The 17,143-nt window shown below is 60.9% G+C and carries 16 protein-coding genes; 9 read left to right on the top strand and 7 right to left on the bottom strand.

Features of this window, described 5'->3' with window-relative positions:
- Positions 1-68: 68 nt before the first annotated feature.
- The 3 genes from dnaG to SULPSESMR1_RS12490 all read left to right on the top strand — a co-directional run bounded on the left by dnaG (position 69) and on the right by SULPSESMR1_RS12490 (position 4,648).
- The gene (gene dnaG, locus SULPSESMR1_RS12500; RefSeq protein ID WP_089421125.1) at positions 69-2,048 is read left to right on the top strand and encodes a DNA primase; all 1,980 of its coding nucleotides are present in this window, start codon (positions 69-71) and stop codon (positions 2,046-2,048) included.
- A gap of 134 nt (positions 2,049-2,182) precedes the next feature.
- The gene (rpoD, locus tag SULPSESMR1_RS12495) at positions 2,183-4,168 is read left to right on the top strand and encodes an RNA polymerase sigma factor RpoD (protein ID WP_089421124.1); all 1,986 of its coding nucleotides are present in this window, start codon (positions 2,183-2,185) and stop codon (positions 4,166-4,168) included.
- A gap of 24 nt (positions 4,169-4,192) precedes the next feature.
- Entirely contained in the window at positions 4,193-4,648 is a 456-nt protein-coding gene (locus SULPSESMR1_RS12490; protein WP_089421123.1) for a thiol-disulfide oxidoreductase DCC family protein, read from the top strand.
- A gap of 7 nt (positions 4,649-4,655) precedes the next feature.
- Here SULPSESMR1_RS12490 and SULPSESMR1_RS12485 read toward each other — a convergent pair whose 3' ends face one another.
- Positions 4,656-5,330, bottom strand: coding sequence for an SDR family oxidoreductase (locus SULPSESMR1_RS12485; protein WP_089421122.1), 675 nt, complete (start codon positions 5,328-5,330; stop codon positions 4,656-4,658).
- A 123-nt stretch (positions 5,331-5,453) separates the two neighbouring features.
- Here SULPSESMR1_RS12485 and SULPSESMR1_RS12480 point away from each other — a divergent pair, with 123 nt between their 5' ends.
- From SULPSESMR1_RS12480 to ribD, 5 genes are all read left to right on the top strand, one after another.
- Complete coding sequence (locus tag SULPSESMR1_RS12480) at positions 5,454-5,873, top strand: hypothetical protein (RefSeq protein WP_089421121.1); 420 nt, start codon at positions 5,454-5,456, stop codon at positions 5,871-5,873.
- 26 nt (positions 5,874-5,899) lie between these two features.
- Positions 5,900-6,307 carry a hypothetical protein gene (locus SULPSESMR1_RS12475; protein WP_089421120.1) on the top strand — a complete coding sequence of 136 codons (408 nt, stop codon included), beginning with the start codon at positions 5,900-5,902 and terminating at the stop codon, positions 6,305-6,307.
- A gap of 57 nt (positions 6,308-6,364) precedes the next feature.
- Positions 6,365-6,781 carry a secondary thiamine-phosphate synthase enzyme YjbQ gene (locus SULPSESMR1_RS12470; protein WP_089422314.1) on the top strand — a complete coding sequence of 139 codons (417 nt, stop codon included), beginning with the start codon at positions 6,365-6,367 and terminating at the stop codon, positions 6,779-6,781.
- A gap of 139 nt (positions 6,782-6,920) precedes the next feature.
- Positions 6,921-7,388 carry a transcriptional regulator NrdR gene (gene nrdR, locus SULPSESMR1_RS12465; RefSeq protein ID WP_089421119.1) on the top strand — a complete coding sequence of 156 codons (468 nt, stop codon included), beginning with the start codon at positions 6,921-6,923 and terminating at the stop codon, positions 7,386-7,388.
- Positions 7,389-7,411: 23 nt separating this feature from the next.
- Positions 7,412-8,488, top strand: a complete 1,077-nt coding sequence (gene ribD / locus SULPSESMR1_RS12460) for a bifunctional diaminohydroxyphosphoribosylaminopyrimidine deaminase/5-amino-6-(5-phosphoribosylamino)uracil reductase RibD (RefSeq protein WP_089421118.1) — start codon at positions 7,412-7,414, stop codon at positions 8,486-8,488.
- Here the strand turns inward: ribD and SULPSESMR1_RS12455 are convergent.
- From SULPSESMR1_RS12455 to SULPSESMR1_RS12445, 3 genes are all read right to left on the bottom strand, one after another.
- Positions 8,485-10,500, bottom strand: coding sequence for a capsular polysaccharide biosynthesis protein (locus tag SULPSESMR1_RS12455; RefSeq protein WP_089421117.1), 2,016 nt, complete (start codon positions 10,498-10,500; stop codon positions 8,485-8,487). The two genes, ribD and SULPSESMR1_RS12455, sit on opposite strands and share 4 nt — an antisense overlap.
- Positions 10,501-10,506: 6 nt before the next feature.
- The gene (locus SULPSESMR1_RS12450; RefSeq protein WP_198362886.1) at positions 10,507-11,595 is read right to left on the bottom strand and encodes a polysaccharide biosynthesis/export family protein; all 1,089 of its coding nucleotides are present in this window, start codon (positions 11,593-11,595) and stop codon (positions 10,507-10,509) included.
- Positions 11,596-11,756: 161 nt separating this feature from the next.
- The gene (locus SULPSESMR1_RS12445) at positions 11,757-13,049 is read right to left on the bottom strand and encodes a capsule biosynthesis protein (RefSeq protein ID WP_089421116.1); all 1,293 of its coding nucleotides are present in this window, start codon (positions 13,047-13,049) and stop codon (positions 11,757-11,759) included.
- 154 nt (positions 13,050-13,203) lie between these two features.
- Between SULPSESMR1_RS12445 and SULPSESMR1_RS12440 the strand changes: the two genes are divergently transcribed.
- Positions 13,204-13,791 carry a riboflavin synthase gene (locus SULPSESMR1_RS12440; RefSeq protein ID WP_089422312.1) on the top strand — a complete coding sequence of 196 codons (588 nt, stop codon included), beginning with the start codon at positions 13,204-13,206 and terminating at the stop codon, positions 13,789-13,791.
- Here the strand turns inward: SULPSESMR1_RS12440 and SULPSESMR1_RS12435 are convergent.
- From SULPSESMR1_RS12435 to SULPSESMR1_RS12425, 3 genes are read right to left on the bottom strand one after another with little or no spacing between them, the layout of a single operon-like run.
- On the bottom strand, positions 13,761-14,702 hold the full coding sequence (locus tag SULPSESMR1_RS12435) for an NAD(P)-dependent oxidoreductase (RefSeq protein WP_089421115.1): 942 nt from the start codon (positions 14,700-14,702) through the stop codon (positions 13,761-13,763). The genes SULPSESMR1_RS12440 and SULPSESMR1_RS12435 overlap by 31 nt on opposite strands.
- Positions 14,699-16,306, bottom strand: a complete 1,608-nt coding sequence (locus SULPSESMR1_RS12430; protein WP_089421114.1) for an ABC transporter ATP-binding protein — start codon at positions 16,304-16,306, stop codon at positions 14,699-14,701. The genes SULPSESMR1_RS12435 and SULPSESMR1_RS12430 overlap by 4 nt, the downstream gene beginning before the upstream one ends.
- Complete coding sequence (locus tag SULPSESMR1_RS12425) at positions 16,303-17,142, bottom strand: ABC transporter permease (protein WP_089421113.1); 840 nt, start codon at positions 17,140-17,142, stop codon at positions 16,303-16,305. Before SULPSESMR1_RS12425 ends, SULPSESMR1_RS12430 begins: the two co-directional genes overlap by 4 nt.
- Between the last annotated feature and the right edge of the window lies 1 nt (position 17,143).

The following is a 17,143-nucleotide window of genomic DNA, read 5'->3' as shown; positions in this document are numbered from 1 at the left end:
ACGTCAGAAATGACGGGATGTCGCGCCGCATCTGGACTCTGACCGCCCGCGATACGATATAATAGGGCATGAGCCTGCCCCCCGGATTCCTTGACGAACTGCGCACCCGCCTCAGCCTTGGACAGGTTGTGGGCAGTAAGGTCATGTGGGACAGTCGGAAATCCAATCAGGCCAAGGGCGATCTGTGGGCCCCGTGCCCGTTCCATCAGGAAAAATCCGCCAGCTTTCACGTCGATGACCGCAAGGGATTCTACTATTGCTTTGGTTGCCACGCCAAAGGCGATGCAATTTCGTTCGTGCGCGAGACCGAGAATGTCGACTTTATGGAGGCGGTGCGCATTCTGGCGGGCGAGGCAGGCATGCCGATGCCCCAGCGCGACCCGCAAGCCCAGCAAAAGGCGGATACCCGCACGCAACTGGCCGAGGTTATGGAGCAGGCGGTGCAATACTACCGTCTTCAGCTGAAAACCGGTGTGGCGTCTGATGCGCGTTCCTATCTGGAACGGCGTGGCCTGAGCCAACAGGCGTTGGACCGCTGGGAAATCGGCTTTGCCCCCGATGCGTGGCAGGGACTGTGGGATCACCTGACGTCCAAAAACATAAGCGACGAGCTGATTTTGGGCGCGGGCCTTGCCAAACCCAGCCAGAAGGGTGGCAAACCCTATGACACCTTCCGTGGCCGCATCATGTTTCCGATCCGCGATGCACGCGGGCGCTGCACAGCTTTTGGCGGGCGCGCGATGGACCCGAACGACAACGCCAAATACCTGAACTCGCCCGAGACCGAACTTTTTGACAAAGGCCGCAGCCTTTATAATCATGGGCCTGCGCGTACGGCGGCGGGCAAGGGCCAGCCGTTGATCGTAGCCGAAGGCTATATGGACGTGATCGCACTGTCCGAGGCGGGCTTTGAAGCTGCTGTCGCGCCGCTGGGCACCGCCATCACCGAAAGCCAGCTGCAAATGCTCTGGCGCGTCTCGCCCGAGCCGGTCATCGCGCTGGATGGTGATACAGCGGGCCTGCGCGCCGCCATGCGGCTGATTGATCTGGCCCTGCCGTTGGTCGAGGCAGGGCAATCGCTGCGTTTTGCAATGATGCCCGAGGGCAAAGACCCCGATGATTTGCTGAAATCCTCGGGCGCGCCTGCACTGCAAAAACTGCTGGATGGTGCGATGCCGATGGTCCGGCTGTTGTGGCAACGCGAGACCGAAGGCCGCGTGTTTGACAGCCCCGAGCGTAAGGCAGCACTTGATAAGGCGCTGCGCGAAAAGATCAAAACCATCGCCGATCCGTCAATCCGCAACCACTACGCCCAAGAGATCAAGGAACTGCGCTGGCAGTTGTTTCGCCCACAGCGTGGCCCCTCTGGCGCGGGCCGGACTGGTGGACAACGCGGCGGCTTTGGCAAATGGCAACCGGCGCCGGTGCCGTTGCAGTCGACCAAATCTTCGGCATTGGCGACAGGCACGGGCAATAAGGTCACCCATTTGCTACGCGAATCGGTGATTTTGGCGGTGCTCATCACATGTCCCGAGGTGGTGGAAAGCTTTGAAACACCACTGGAAAACCTGCGCTGTATCGACCCCGACAACAACGCGCTGCGCGACCTGATCCTGCGTCATGCGCATGAGGGCACAGAGGTGTTGCGCGAAAAGATTTCCAGCGCGCGCGGGCCCGAAGCCCTTGAAAACCTGCTGAATGCAAGCCATGTCGCTATCGTCCCCTGCATCCGCTCCCCCGGCGACGCCGACATGGCCCGCATCACTGTGGCCGAAGAGCTTGCGAAACTCGCAGCGGCACGCGGGCTGGACGCTGAAATTGCCGATGCCGCCGAAGACCTGACAGGAGTGGCAGACGAAGGCGTAACATGGCGGCTGAGTCAGGCCGCCGAGGCTGCAGACAGCGCCAACCGCAGCACCCAGAAAGAGGGTCGCGGCGACTTTGTAACAGCCGACAACGGCGTGAAGATGGAAAAAGGCGAAGTGACCCGCAGTCGCGCAATGTTTGACGCTATCGACTTCTCAAAGCGGGGCAGAAAACAACACTAGCAAGGTTTTCGTTGTGAATCCTTGAGGAAATACGGCTACACGGGTGGCCGAATCACCCGAATCGTGAATGATTCCCTGTTAGCCGAATCACTTTAGGGTGATTCGCAGCAGGAGTGCTTGAACAGGAGCAACCGATGGCCGCGAAAGACACGAACGACGACACCAAGACCGACGACTCCGATACCGGTCACTCACTCGACATGAGTCAGACGGCCGTCAAGAAGATGATCGCCGAAGCCCGTGAAAAGGGCTATATCACCTATGACCAGCTGAATACCGTTCTGCCCCCCGATCAGGTCAGTTCCGAGCAAATCGAAGACGTGATGTCGATGCTGTCCGAAATGGGCATCAACATCATCGAGGACGAAGACGCCGAGGACGAAGACGGCAAAGGTTCGACCGAGCTGGCGACCACCGAAGGCACCCGCGAAATAACGCTGGGTTCGGGCACGTCCGAAAAACTGGACCGCACCGACGATCCGGTGCGTATGTACCTGCGCGAAATGGGCAGTGTCGAATTGCTGAGCCGCGAGGGCGAAATCGCCATCGCCAAGCGCATTGAGGCGGGCCGCAACACCATGATCGCGGGCCTGTGCGAAAGCCCGCTGACCTTTCAGGCGATCACCATCTGGCGCGACGAACTTCTTAGCGAAGACATTCTTCTGCGCGATGTGATCGACCTTGAAGCGACATTCGGCGACCAACTGGGCGACGAAGATACCACCGAGCCGGTTGTGACCGGTGGGACGTCCGATACGCAAAAATCGGGCGACAGTGACAAGCAAGAGCTGGACGCAGACGGCAATCCGATTGCCGGTGATGACGATGATGACGAAGACGAACAGGCCAACATGTCGCTGGCCGCTATGGAAGCTGCGCTGAAACCGCAGGTTCTGGAAGCGCTCGACATTATTGCCGACGACTACGTCAAACTGTCGCAAATGCAGGACAGCCGGATTTCGGCCACGTTGAACGAAGATTCCAGCTTTAGCGACACCGAAGAGACCACCTATCAACAGCTGCGGTCGGAAATTGTATTGCTGGTGAACGAATTGCACCTGCACAACAACCGTATCGAAGCACTGATCGACCAGCTTTACGGCATCAACCGCCGCATCATGCAGATCGACAGTGCCATCGTTAAGCTGGCGGATCAGGCGCGTATCAACCGCAAGGAATTCGTCGACGCCTATCGCGGCTACGAGCTTGATCCCAACTGGATGGAGCGCATGGCCGACAAGTCCGGTCGTGGCTGGCAGATGTTCATCGAACGCTCGGCGGACAAGGTCGAAGAACTGCGTGCCGATATGGCGCAGGTCGGTCAGTATGTCGGTCTGGACATCTCGGAATTCCGTCGCATCGTGCAGCAGGTCCAGAAGGGCGAGAAAGAAGCCCGTCAGGCCAAAAAGGAAATGGTCGAGGCGAACCTGCGTCTGGTGATCTCGATTGCCAAGAAATACACCAACCGCGGTCTGCAATTCCTCGACCTGATCCAAGAGGGCAACATCGGCCTGATGAAGGCCGTTGATAAATTCGAATACCGTCGCGGCTATAAATTCTCGACCTATGCGACATGGTGGATCCGTCAGGCAATCACCCGCTCGATTGCCGATCAGGCGCGCACCATTCGTATTCCAGTGCATATGATCGAAACGATCAACAAGCTGGTCCGCACCGGACGCCAGATGTTGCACGAGATTGGCCGCGAGCCGACGCCCGAGGAATTGGCAGAAAAGCTGCAAATGCCTTTGGAAAAAGTCCGCAAGGTCATGAAGATCGCCAAAGAGCCGATTTCGCTCGAAACGCCCATCGGTGACGAGGAAGACAGCCAGTTGGGCGATTTCATCGAGGACAAGAATGCCGTGCTGCCTCTGGACAGCGCCATTCAGGAAAACCTCAAGGAAACGACCACACGGGTTCTGGCGTCGCTTACCCCGCGCGAGGAACGCGTGCTACGCATGCGCTTTGGGATCGGTATGAACACCGATCACACGCTGGAAGAGGTTGGCCAGCAGTTCAGCGTGACCCGCGAACGTATCCGCCAGATCGAAGCCAAGGCGCTGCGCAAACTCAAGCATCCCAGCCGGTCGCGCAAGTTGCGGTCGTTCCTGGATCAGTAAGTCAAGGAAAGGGGCAAATTTGTAATGCCCCGATCTGTCGAAATTTTACCCCGAAATCAGATCGCGGTCCTTGGGGGCCGCGATCTGATTGTTTTTGACGGAGAATGTGTGCTGTGCTCGGGGTTTTTGCGCTTTGTGTTGCGCCATGACACAGCGGGGCGATTTTCCTTTGCCACGGCACAATCGCCGCTGGGGCAGGCGCTTTATACCGCGTTGGATTTAAACCCCACCGCGTTCGAGACCAATCTGGTGATCGTGGATGGGCAAATTTATGAAAAGCTGGATGCCTTTGCCGCCGCGATGTCGGCGCTGGGCTGGCCTTGGCGGGCGCTGTCCATAGCGCGCTGGATTCCGACTGCCATCAAGCGACCCCTGTACGAGGCCATCGCCCGCAACCGCTATCGTATTTTCGGACGGTACGACACCTGTATGGTGCCCACCGCAGATCTGCGGGCGCGGTTCATCGACACCGCGCCCTGACACGCATCTAGTTGGTTGGCATCAGGAACACTTCGCGCACCGTGTTGCGCGGGTTGGCATTCAGAGCGTGAACGACGGCGTCAGCCACGTCTTCGGGTTGCAGTTTGTCCGGTTTGCCCTCGTCAAAGAATGCGGTGTTAACCATGCCCGGCGCAATCACGGTGCAGCGTCCACCCCATTCTTTCATCTCGTCGGCCAGATTGCCGCCATAGCCATGCACGAACCACTTGGACGCGCCATAAATCGACCCTTTGATGTGCGCGCGCCCGGCGGCCGAGCCGGTCAGCACCATGTGGCCTTTTACGGGTTTCAGGTGCGGGATCGCCGCCTTGGCTGTGTAAAGCAGCGCGAGGATATTCAGTTGGATCAGATCCTGCCATTCCTGCGGATCGCCGTTTTCCGTGCCGGGGGTGTCCAACCCCATACCCGCATTGGCATAAGCGGCATGGACCCCGCCAAACTTATCGGCCAGCTTGCCGATCGCTGTCTGTTGTTGGTTCAGATCGGTCGCGTCACCGGGCAGGGCGATGGCCTGTTCGCCGATCTCGGACACCAGCGCATCCAGCTCGTCCTTGGATCGGGCGAAAAGCCCGACGTTCCAGCCAGCCTTGGCTGCGGCCTGCGCGGTGGCCGCACCAATGCCCGAGGATGCGCCGGTGATAAAAAGTGTCTTGCTGGTCATGTCGGTCTCCTTGAATGCTTCGGTCGCCCAACGCGCCAGCCACTGATATGTTCAGTGACAGCCATGTGATTGGGGTCTTGGGCGCGGCACCCTATATTGAAACGAAGTTACAGGAGATTTTATATGGTTCGCTTTCCCATTGCCGCCAGTTTTGCGCTGGCTTTGACAGCCCTGCCTGCCTCTGCGCAGATTCTTCACGTCTTTGTCGCGCCAAGGCTAGATGTAAACCGCCTGTCGGATACAACATTCGAAGTCATCGAAAAAGGCGGCGTGGGGCCGCGTGGTGTCTGGTGCGCTGCGGCAAACTACGCGATCCACGAACTTGGCAAGCAACGCGGGCGCATTTACATCGTGACACCGCGCGGACCGGCCCAAACCGAGGCGGGTGCCAAGGGCGTCGCCTTTTCCACCCAAGATCCGGGGATTGCTGCCAATACGGGCTATTCGGTGACAACGGATGTTGCAGGGGCCAACCTGTTGGTCTTTCATGCCCAGCAGTTCTGCAAGGATAATATCGTCGAACCCGGCGACATCCTGCCCTGATGTCACCACCAACAAAGGACGTTTTTATGTATCGCCCGCTTCTTACGATCCTTGCCTTTGCTTTGGCCTCTCCAACGCTGGCACAAAGCTATTCGGCGCGAAATGACCTGACCGTTGCACCATTGGCCGATGGCGCCTTTGAAGTGATCGAGGCCCAAGGTGCAGGCGCGCGCGGGCTTTGGTGCGCCGCCGGAGACTATGCCCGGGATCAGTTGAACAGCCCCAGCAGCGCACGGCTTTACGTGGTTGTACCGCGCAGCGACAGCCAGACGGCTGCTGGTCGCAAGGCGGTGACATTCGCGCTGACACCACAAGGCACGGTGCCGCGTCCGACAGTTTTTGTGGGCTTTTCCACGCGCAACGCGGGTTCGACTCTGTCGGTGGCGCACGCGGTGACTTTCTGTGCGGGTGAACGGGCGCCCGGCGGGCTTTGATGCGTCTACGCCGTTAACCGCTTGCAGCCTGCGGTGGGCTGCGCCACCTTCGGCTTTATGCAGACCCTGTTCCAGATCGACACGCGCGGCCCTGGCCTGACCGAATTCACCGACGCGGTGGCGCGCTGGCTGCGGGGGCAGGGGGATGGATTGCTGACCCTGCTGGTGCAGCACACATCGGCCTCGTTGGTAATACAGGAAAACGCTGACCCCGAAGTGCAAAGCGATCTGCGCGCCTATTTCGAACGGCTGGTGCCGCCCACCACGGATGCGTCGATGGCCTATTTGACCCACACTTACGAAGGCCCCGACGATATGCCAGCTCATATCAAGGCGGCGATGCTGCCTGTGTCCTTGTCGATTCCGGTGACCGCAGGGCGTATGGTGTTGGGTACATGGCAGGGCATTTACCTGTTCGAACACCGCAACAAACCGCACCAACGCAAGGTCGCCGCACATTTCAGCGCGGATTAGACGCGCAGCAGCAAAAACATGCAGCTTATGTAGCGGTGGCATTTCCCCCCTACCCAAAACCTAGGCAAGGTCCTATAACTGTGGATAAGTGCGGGTCAAACCCCACAACACAGGCGGGACAGTATAAGGGGACAGGCCAATGCGCTGCCCATTTTGCGGAAATATCGACACCCAGGTAAAAGACAGCCGACCGGCCGAGGATCACGTTTCGATCCGCCGCCGCCGTTTTTGTCCGGCCTGCGGTGGCAGGTTCACCACCTACGAGCGGGTGCAACTGCGTGACCTTGTTGTCATCAAATCCAGTGGCAAGCGTGAAGATTTTGATCGGGACAAGCTGGAACGCTCGATCCGGATTTCGATGCAAAAACGCCCGATAGAGCCGGAACGCATCGACCAGATGATCTCGGGCATTGTGCGACGGCTTGAATCGTTGGGCGAAACCGACATTCCGTCCAAAGTCATCGGAGAGATCGTGATGGAGGCACTGGCCCGCATCGACACCGTGGCCTATGTGCGTTTTGCCAGCGTTTACAAAAACTTTCAGGCGGCTGATGATTTTGACAAGTTCGTTCAAGAACTGCGTCCAGACCAGCCAATGGATGAGTGAGCGCGGCATCTGACAGCCGGTTCATGGCGCTGGCCCTGTCGCTGGGGCGACGGGGGCAGGGCAACACCGCACCCAATCCGGCAGTGGGCTGCGTGATCGTGGCCAAGGGTCGCATTGTCGGGCGCGGCTGGACCCAACCGGGCGGTCGCCCGCACGCGGAAGTCGTGGCGCTGGCGCAGGCCGGTGCAGCGGCGCGCGGGGCAACCGTTTATGTCACGCTGGAGCCCTGCGCCCACCACGGCCAGACGCCTCCCTGCGCTCAGGCGCTGGTTGATGCAGGCGTGGGCCGCGTTGTGGTTGCTGTGGCTGATGTTGACGGGCGGGTGGACGGACGCGGGCTTGCGATGCTGCGCGATGCGGGAATTGACGTCGAAGAAGGCTTGATGGCCAACAGGGCCTTTGCCGATTTGACCGGATTTTTCCGCCGCGTGGTCACGGGCCGCCCCGAAGTTACCCTGAAACTGGCCAGCAGCTTTGATGGCCGCATTGCCACCGGCACCGGTGAAAGCCAATGGATCACAGGACCGGAAGCGCGGCGTATGGGCCATTCCATGCGGCTGCGCCACGACGCGGTGATGGTGGGGGGCGGCACCGCGCGCCACGACGATCCGTCGCTGACGGTGCGTGGCATGGGGGTGGTCAAGCAACCCGCGCGCGTGGTCGTCTCGCGCAGGCTGGATTTGCCGTTGTTGGGCAATCTGGCACGCACGGCCCAAGATGTTCCGGTGATCCTGTGCCACGGCAGGGATGCCGACAAGGGACTGCAACGCACATGGTCCGAACTGGGCGCTGTTTTGCTGTCCTGTCAGATCGTGGGCAGTCAACTTGACGCCTATGATGTGCTGACCCAACTGGGCGCACACGGGCTGAACCGTGTCTATTGCGAAGGCGGCGGCGCGCTGGCGGCGACACTGCTGGCAAATGATCTGGTGGACCGTTTGGTGGGCTTTACTGCGGGCATGACCATCGGGGCCGAAGGGCTGCCGTGTGTTGGTGCGCTGGGTCTTGGGGCATTGTCCGAAGCGCCGCGCTTTGATCTGGTGGAAACCCGCACCGTGGGACCGGACGTGATGCACGTCTGGGAACGCACCGAAGGCTAGCGCCAAAGATGCGCGTATGAGGCAAAAATTCCCTGCACTTTCGCCACCATCCGGTTCAGCACGCCGGGGTGTGGCACGTCGCCCGTCGTCAGCCGTTCGGTAACCACCTCGACAGGGCAGGGCAGACCGGTTTTCGGATCGAAATAGCGCGGATAATCAATCAACGTGGCGTGTACCAGCCCCGCAAGGTCGGGCAGCGCGCGGCGACGCGGTGGAATGTCGCCACGATCATCGGTCAGCCCCCAGCCCGCATAGAACGGCGCGCCGGTTGTGGTGACAGCCACGCCTCGGATCAACGCCTCGAACCCTGCCAGTGATGTCATCGTCCACAGACGGTCAACGTGCCCCAACAGTGCGGCGATGTCGGTGTTTTGCGCGATCACGTCGGCCGTGTCGCTGGCATCCAGGGCACCGGCGCGCAGGCCGGCTTCGACATCAGGGTGCGGTTTGTAGATCAGAGTTGCATCGGGATGCGCCGCGCGCGCCGCTTGCAACAGCGCGCGGTTTGTACATATTTTGCCAGATCCTGTACGGATCGACGCATCGTCTTCGACTTGCCCCACAACCAGAATGCGCGGACCGTCCGGCAGATCGGGCAGCGCACCGCCAAGGTTGTATTTGCTCAGGGCCGCATCGGTTAGATGGCGTATCAACGCTTCGGCACGGTCGCGTTGGTCAGGGCGCAGGCTGGCCCGCGCGGCGATCAGTTGCTCAAGACGGCTGGGGCGCGCGGGATCGTAGTAGATGCCCAGATCGTCCGTCACCAGCGACAGCGGCGGCACCAGTTCGGCCCCCAACCCGCGCGACCGCAAGAACCCGTCCTCGACGCGCACGGCGTCATCGTGCCCGACGTCGGCCTTGCCTGCCCAAACCATCCAGGGCCGCTGCATATCGCGGGCGCGGGCGGGATCATCAACAAAGACCATGCGCTTGTGACGGCCAAAGACCTGTTGCAACGGCTTGCGCTTCCACAACCGCATGCCGCTGGCGACCCACCCCTGATGATCGGCCCGCCATGCACGGGTCTGCGCGGCCAATGCCTCGATCGCGGTTTCAAGGCTACACAGGCAATCGCGGTAAGGGTCGTACCATGTGGGATAGAGCAGCATCGCACCGGCAAACAACTGCGCGCGGGTCAGATTGCGTTGGCGGCGCTGAACGGGAAATTCATCTTCAGTCAGGCCCCATCCAGCATAAAACGGCTGGCCGAACACGCGCGGTTTGTGGCCGGCAAAGATCGCCTCGAATCCCAGTTGCGAGGATACAGTATACACGCCGACAGCCCCCTCGAACAGCGTCCACGGGCTGATGGCGTCCTCCAGCAGCGTGATGCGGTCGTTGCAGTCAGCCTGTGTAAAATAACCTTGGCGGAATCCTTGGGCGGTTTCGGGGTGTGTCTTGATAAGGATTGGCGCACCCGGATGTTCCTCTTGGGCGACGAACAGCATTTCCAGAAACCGGTTGCGGTCGGCGCCGCTGGCACGGACCGACGCATCGCCAAAGGTCTGGTCTATTACCACCACATATCCCGGTGGCAGGGCCGGGCGCGTGGCATCGAAGGCGGTGTATTTGGTCAGATGCGCCTCTTGCATCCGTGCAATGCAGCCGCGGGCGCGGTTCAGCAGGGCGGTGTTGTCCAAGGGATCATCGCGTAGGATCTTTTCCAGATCGGACGGCTGCGCGGGGTCGAAATGCACGCCCGAATGGTCGATCAGCAGGCCCAGCGGCGGGTCACCTGCCCGCCCCGGATACAGCGAGCGCAGCCATGCGTCCTCGATCCGCACGACGGGGGCGTTGTATTTGGCGGCCACAGCCTCGCCGCGGCGGGCGGTCGGACTGTTTCCCCAGACGCCAACCAGATCACCCTTTCGCGGCACGCCCAAGGCAATGTGATATCCCGCCAGTTTCAGAATGCGGCGCAACCGCCGCTTGGTCAGAAAGCCGCCGTTGTAAACGCACAGCCGCCGCACCCTGTCAGGTCCGGCGGAGTGCATGCCCTGCGACGCAGGCATCAGGCATTAGTTTCCGGCAAGACTGGACAGCGAGTTGACCGAGCCCGCAGGGCCGGTCAGCGCCGAGAGTATCTTGGTGAACTGTGTATATGGTGCTTCGGTGACATAGAGCGTATCGCCGTCGCGGATCAGGAAATCGCGCGCTTCGAACATGCCGTTGGGCTGTGTCAGATCCAGAACATAGACCATCCGCTGCGCCCCTTGCAGGTCGCTGCGGCCCAGAACCGAATTGGCAATCTCGGGCTCTTCGTTGCGCATCACAAAAATGCCGGTGGGATCGGCTGTCGCAGGATTCAGGCCGCCGACTTGCGCAATGGCTTCCAGCGCGCTCATGTTCTGGCTTTCAAAGGGCACGCGGGCCTGACCGCCCGTCGCACCCAGCGCGGTAAAGGCGCGGGTGTCTTCCTCGACCAGAATCCGGTCGCCGCCGCGCAGGGCGATGTCCAGTTCGGGATGGTCATAGAGGTCTTGCAACCAGATCTTGCCACGTTGGCCGCCACGGGTCACGGTTACTTGGGCAATTTCGGGTTCGATGGTCACGCCGCCTGCGCGGGCCAGCATGGCCCCCAGCGTGCGCGTGGGTCGTTCGATGGCGTAAACACCCTGACCGCCAATCGACCCGATCAGTGACACGGTCGAGCCGTCACCAGCGACGCGGCGCACTTGCACCTGTGGGTCTGGTGTCTGCTCTTCTAGCTTGGCTGTGATGATGCGCCGGATGGCTTCGGGGCTGTTGCCTGCGGCGCGGATGCGGCCAGCATAGGGCACAAAGATAAATCCGGCACCGTCAACCTGCACCTCTTCCAGCTGGGTGGCGTTCTGCATCTCGCCAGCCAGCAGGCCGTCATCGACATTTTCCCAGATCGTCAGGCCCAGCACATCGCCCGGCTGGATCGTGTCCGAGCCCAGTTGCGAGGCGGCTTTGAACGATTGCGAAAAGCCCAGCGCAGGTACCACAGAGGTGGCGCGCGTGACGCGGTCGTTGACCGAAACGATAAAGGAATCGCCCTGCCGCTGCACCGATCCTGCGAAAATCTGTCGTTTGTTGGGGCCAACCTGAGGCAAGCCACAAGAGCTGACAACAGCCAATACCATCAGCAGCGCAACAGGGCGCGCCCACTTGAAATCAGGGAATATCACTGCGCGGTCTCCTCGACCTATTCTTGTTCTGCCTCGAAATCCCCGATTGCTTCGGGGTATTTGGAACCAAGTTAGCGGAATCCGTAGAGAAAATCTACCGCTAGGGGTGGTGTTGTTCAGTTGACCAACCGCAACTGTTGCCTGGGAGCCGCGGTGCCGGATTCAAGTGCGTCATAGGGATCTTCGGGCGAAAGCATCATATCGACCACATGGCGCAGCAATTGTCGCCGCCCGCGCGAGGAATAGTAACCGCCGGGCAGCTGCGAGGTTTCCAGCAAGTAGCGGCGGTAGTCCTTATAGGCCTTGTTGTCGGGACGGGTGGCCCCCTTGAAGAAGTCGGCCAGTGGTTGGTCCGAGACAAATTCGGGCTGGTTATAGACCGCGCGGCCAAAAACCTTTAGCGGGATGCCCCGCCACAGCACCTGTTGGCCTGCGGTGGAATTGACGGTGACGGCGCTGCGCGCTTCGTTCATCAGCCCCGCCAACTTGCCGCCGCGCACATAATGCACACGCTCTGCGACATCGTATTCACGCGCCAGCTTGCGCACGGCGCGGCGCACCGGCACGCGTCCATCTTCCAGCGGGTGATCCTTGAACACAAGATGGTGGTGCGTCGGTGCTCCCTTGGCAAAGCCTTCGATCACGACCCTTAGAAAATCGGTCATTGTGTCAAAGGGCGAATGTTGCTGGAAACTGGAGTCGTGTTCCAGTTGGAGCAGCGCCAGATGATAGGGAAAGCCGCCGTGCCGCACCCGCAGCGTGCTGATCCGCCGGTCAATGGCATGGACGGGCATCAGCAGCAGACGCCGCAGGTAAAGCTGGAATTCCTTGGTCACGCTGATGCTGCGGTGGGCGCGGAAATTGCGATAGTCGCCGTTCCGGAACATCACGAACCAATGATAAAGCGCGCCGTAAAACACATGCTGGCGCATGTCCCCCCAGTGGGCGGGCGGCAGGGGGGCCTCCATGTCGGACATGGCCAGCGCCTTTTGCATCTGCGCAATGCTCATTCCCATCAGCCGCGAGTTTCCGTTGGTGCCGCCCCGCTCGTACGTAACCCAATAGGGGCGCATATAGCCTTCTTCGAAGACATGCACCGTGATGCCGCGCCGCTTTGCCTCGGCCACGGCGCTGGCGTGAATAGGGCGGGTGTCACCATACAGCACAATGTCAGTGATGTTGCGGGCGGCGCACAGATCAGCAAAGGTCTGCGGCCAATCCCCGGCGGTGCCGCGATAGGGGATATAGCTGGACGGATGAAACCAGAACGCACGGTCGCCCGCATTAAATCCGACACGGCACACCGTTGCATCCGCACGGCGCAGCATTTTTCCAAGACGGTTGAAAAATGGTCCGTGGGGGCCCTGTAGAAACAGGAATACGCGTTGATCGGCGGTGGTGTGCGTCATTTGTCCTCTGATAAGCGGTAAGGGTTATAATCCAGTGACCACCCAAATCCGGCTGAAATATGACTGGGGTCGGGCATTTGCGCAATGGCCGTGGGTCTTGCGTGCAGGCGCAGGCACGTTTAGCTGGTGGGATGAGTTTCAGGGGGCACTTGGCATGTTTACAGGGATCATCACCGATATCGGCAAAGTCGTCGCGTTAGAGCACGCAGGCGACCTGCGGGCGCGGATCCAAACGGCCTATGATACGGACGGCATCGACATGGGCGCCTCTATCGCGTCGGACGGCGTGTGCCTGACTGTCGTGGCGCTGGGCGACAACTGGTATGATGTGGACATCAGTGCCGAGACTCTGTCCAAGACCAATCTTGGTGCATGGACCCAAGGCAAGCGCGTTAATCTGGAACGCGCGTTGCGTGTGGGCGACGAATTGGGCGGGCACATCGTGTCGGGCCATGTGGATGGCGTGGCCGAGGTGATCTCGGTCGTTGACGAGGGCGACAGCACCCGTGTGCAACTGCGCGCGCCCGAGGCGCTGTCGCGGTTTATTGCCCCCAAAGGGTCGGTGGCGCTGAACGGCACATCGCTGACGGTGAACGAGGTGCAGGGTGACGTGTTCGGCATCAACTTTATCCCGCACACCAAGGACATGACCACTTGGGGCGATGTGGCTGTGGGCGATGCGGTCAATCTCGAGATCGACACATTGGCGCGCTATGTGGCGCGGCTGGCCGAAGCGGGCTGAAGCCCGACGGGCGTATCCAGCTTGCCCAGACCGCGTCGCACATTCTCGACCACTGCGCGGTGCTGCGGAGTGCTGGCGACATGCGGTGTGACGAAGATGCCCGGATGATCCCACAGCGGGCTGGATGCCGACAGCGGTTCTGTGTCGAACACATCAAGCGACGCACCTGACAGATGGCCACTGTCGAGTGCCGCGATCAGGTCGTTCTCGACCAGATGCGCGCCACGCCCCAGCTGGATCAGCGCGGCCCCTTGGGGCAGGGCGGCAAACAGCGGGGCAGCCAACAGGCCCGTCGTCTGAGGTGTCAGCGGCAGCACATTGATCAGGATATCTGTCTGCCCCAGAAATGCGTCGATCTGGTCCGTGGTCATGTGGCTGATGCCTCTGGTCGCCGGATCGGGCCGCTTGCGCGACAGGGTGGTTACCCGATAGCCAAGGGCCGCCAGACCGTTTGCAATGGCCCGCCCCATCAAACCATAGCCCATAACACCGATGCGCCGCAGCGTCGGGCTTTGATCGCCCACTCGCCGCGCCCAGTCGTGGCGGTTCTGGGCGGCAAGAAAGTCGCCCATCCGGCGATGATGCCAGACCACATGGAACGCGGCGAACCCTGCCATTTGCAGCGCCTGATCGGGGTCTTCGACGCGGTGGACCGGCACATCAGGCAAAGACGGACAGCCCATGATCGCGTCCGTCCCCGCACCGGCAGAAAAGACCGCGCGAAGGTTGGGATAGGGCGTGAACGTATCATCCGCGGGATTGAACGTCAGCACAAAGTCCACCGCCCGTGGATCGTCTACACGTTCAGGTGGCAGCAGCGTGATCTCGGGGGCACCTTGCGCGAAGGGTTCTGCGAAATAATGCATCAGGTCGATCACGGAACAGGTCGCAACGCCGGTCCAGCGGGTCATTCGGCGGCCTTGCCCCAGCCTCCGCCCGGCACGGCGGCGAGCAGTTTCTGGGTGTATGCGTGCTGCGGGTTCAGGAAAACCTCGGAGACCGGGCCGATCTCGACCAGTTGTCCCTTTTGCATCACGGCGATCCGGTCACAAAGCTGGGCCGCCACACGCAAGTCATGGGTGATGAACAGTATCGACAGTTCAAATTTGCGGCGCAAGTCGCGCAACAGATCAAGGACTTGCGCCTGAATAGATACATCAAGCGCCGAGACAGCTTCGTCGGCGATAATCAGTTCGGGGTCCATCGCCAGTGCGCGGGCGATGCCGATACGCTGACGCTGTCCGCCGGAAAACTCGTGCGGAAAGCGGTCTACAGCTTCGGCACCAAGGCCCACGGTGTCCATCAATTCGCGGGCACGGGCGCGGGCCTTGTCCCTGGGCACGCCTTTGGCAATCGGGCCGTCGGTCAGCGCCCGCAGGATGCGTTGGCGCGGGTTAAGTGAGGCGTAAGGGTCTTGAAACACCATCTGCACCTTGTGACGTGCCGCCCGCAACTCGCTTTCGGAGAGGGCCGCCATATCGGTGCCGCCCACCAGAATCTCGCCCGCGTCGGGCGTAACCAGCCGCACGATTGCGCGGCCAAGCGTCGATTTTCCCGATCCGGATTCCCCGACAAGGCCAAGCACCTCGCCCTTGGCAATGGTCAGCGATACATCGGCAATCGCACGCACATCGCGGCGCGGGCGGAACAGGCCGCCACCCGTCAGATAGGTTTTCTCGAGGTGGTGGATTTCAAGCGCCGGCTGGCTGTCGACGGCAACAGATTGGGGTACCTGTCCCGTGGGGATCGCTTCTAGCAGGCGCTTTGTGTAGTCGTGCTGCGGTGCTTCGAGAACCTCGGTGGCTGTGCCGCGTTCGACGATCTCGCCGTGGCGCATGACGATCACCCTGTCGGCAATTTCGGCCACGACGCCAAAGTCGTGGGTAATGAACATCACCGCCATCCCGCGCCGCTCGCGCAGATCAAGGATCAACTTGAGGATTTGCGCCTGTGTGGTGACATCAAGTGCGGTTGTCGGTTCATCCGCGATCAGCAGTTCCGGTTCAAGCGCCAGAGACATTGCGATCATGGCGCGTTGGCGCTGGCCACCGGACAACTGAAAGGGAAAGGCACGGATGATCTTTTCGGGATCGGGCAGACCGACCTCGCGGACCAGATCCAGCGCGCGCGATTTGCGTTCGGAGGGGCTGTGCCGTTTGTGTGCCTCGAACACCTCGGCAATCTGGTCACCGATCCGCATCAGCGGGTTCAGCGCGGTCATCGGTTCCTGAAAGATCATCGCGATGCGGTCACCACGCAAGGCGCGCTGCTCGGCCTCGGAGATCTGAAGAATGTCGGTGCTGCCGAAGATGGCGGTGCCCTTTGCAACCGCCAGCCCTTCGGGCAGCAAGCCCATCAGCGCATTGGCGGTCATCGACTTGCCAGACCCGGATTCGCCCACGACGCACAGGATTTCGCCCTTGGCGATGTCATAGGTGCAGTCTTTTACGGCCAATTCGCGGTCGGCGCCCGTTGGCAATGAAATGGACAGGCCATTGATGGACAGAACGCTCATGATTTGCCTTTCCGGATCAGATGCGGGTTCAGCGCATCGTTCAGCCCTTCACCGATCAGGTTCAGCGCAAGCACGGTCAGCACGATGGCAACACCCGGAAAGAACGACAGCCACCATGCCGACCGGATTACCGTGCGTGCCGCACCAATCTGATAGCCCCACGACATGATGTTCGGATCACCCAGCCCCAGAAAGGACAGCGAGCTTTCCAGCAGGATCGCGGTTGCAACCATCAGCGATGCCATCACGATGATGGGCGAGACGGTATTGGGCAGCACCTGACGGGTCAGGATGTGCATATTGGACAGACCGGCAAGGCGGGCGGCATCGACGTATTCGCGCCGCGTGACAGACATGACTTCGGCCCGCACCAGACGCGCGACGGGCGGCCATGACACGATCGCGATGGAAATGGTGATCGAGGTCAGTGAGGGTTCGAGGATCGCCACCAGCACGATGGCGAGGGCAAAGTTGGGGATGGTCTGGAAAAACTCGGTAAAGCGCATGGCGCATTCATCGACCCAACCGCCATAGAACCCCGCCAGCGCGCCCAACGGCACCCCGATCAGCAGCGCCATCACCGTCGACACCAGCCCCACCAGAAGCGACACCCGCGCACCATAGATCAGCCCCGCCAGAACATTGCGGCCCAGCGTGTCGGTGCCCAGTGGCAGCCCGTCGGTGGTCAGGGGCACAAGGAACGGTCGCTGCACCATTTGCCAGGGCCCGTTGGGAAACATCACCGGCGCGAACAGCGCGAGAAGGATAACAGCAATCAAAACGACAAGGCCGAAAACTGCGGCGCGGTTGGTTGCGAAGCGGGACCAGAGACTCATG

Source organism: Pseudosulfitobacter pseudonitzschiae (genome assembly GCF_002222635.1).
Taxonomy (GTDB): Bacteria; Pseudomonadota; Alphaproteobacteria; order Rhodobacterales; family Rhodobacteraceae; genus Pseudosulfitobacter; species Pseudosulfitobacter pseudonitzschiae_A.
Note: the sequence above shows the minus strand (reverse complement) of the source record. Positions and strands in the feature narration are given on the sequence as shown.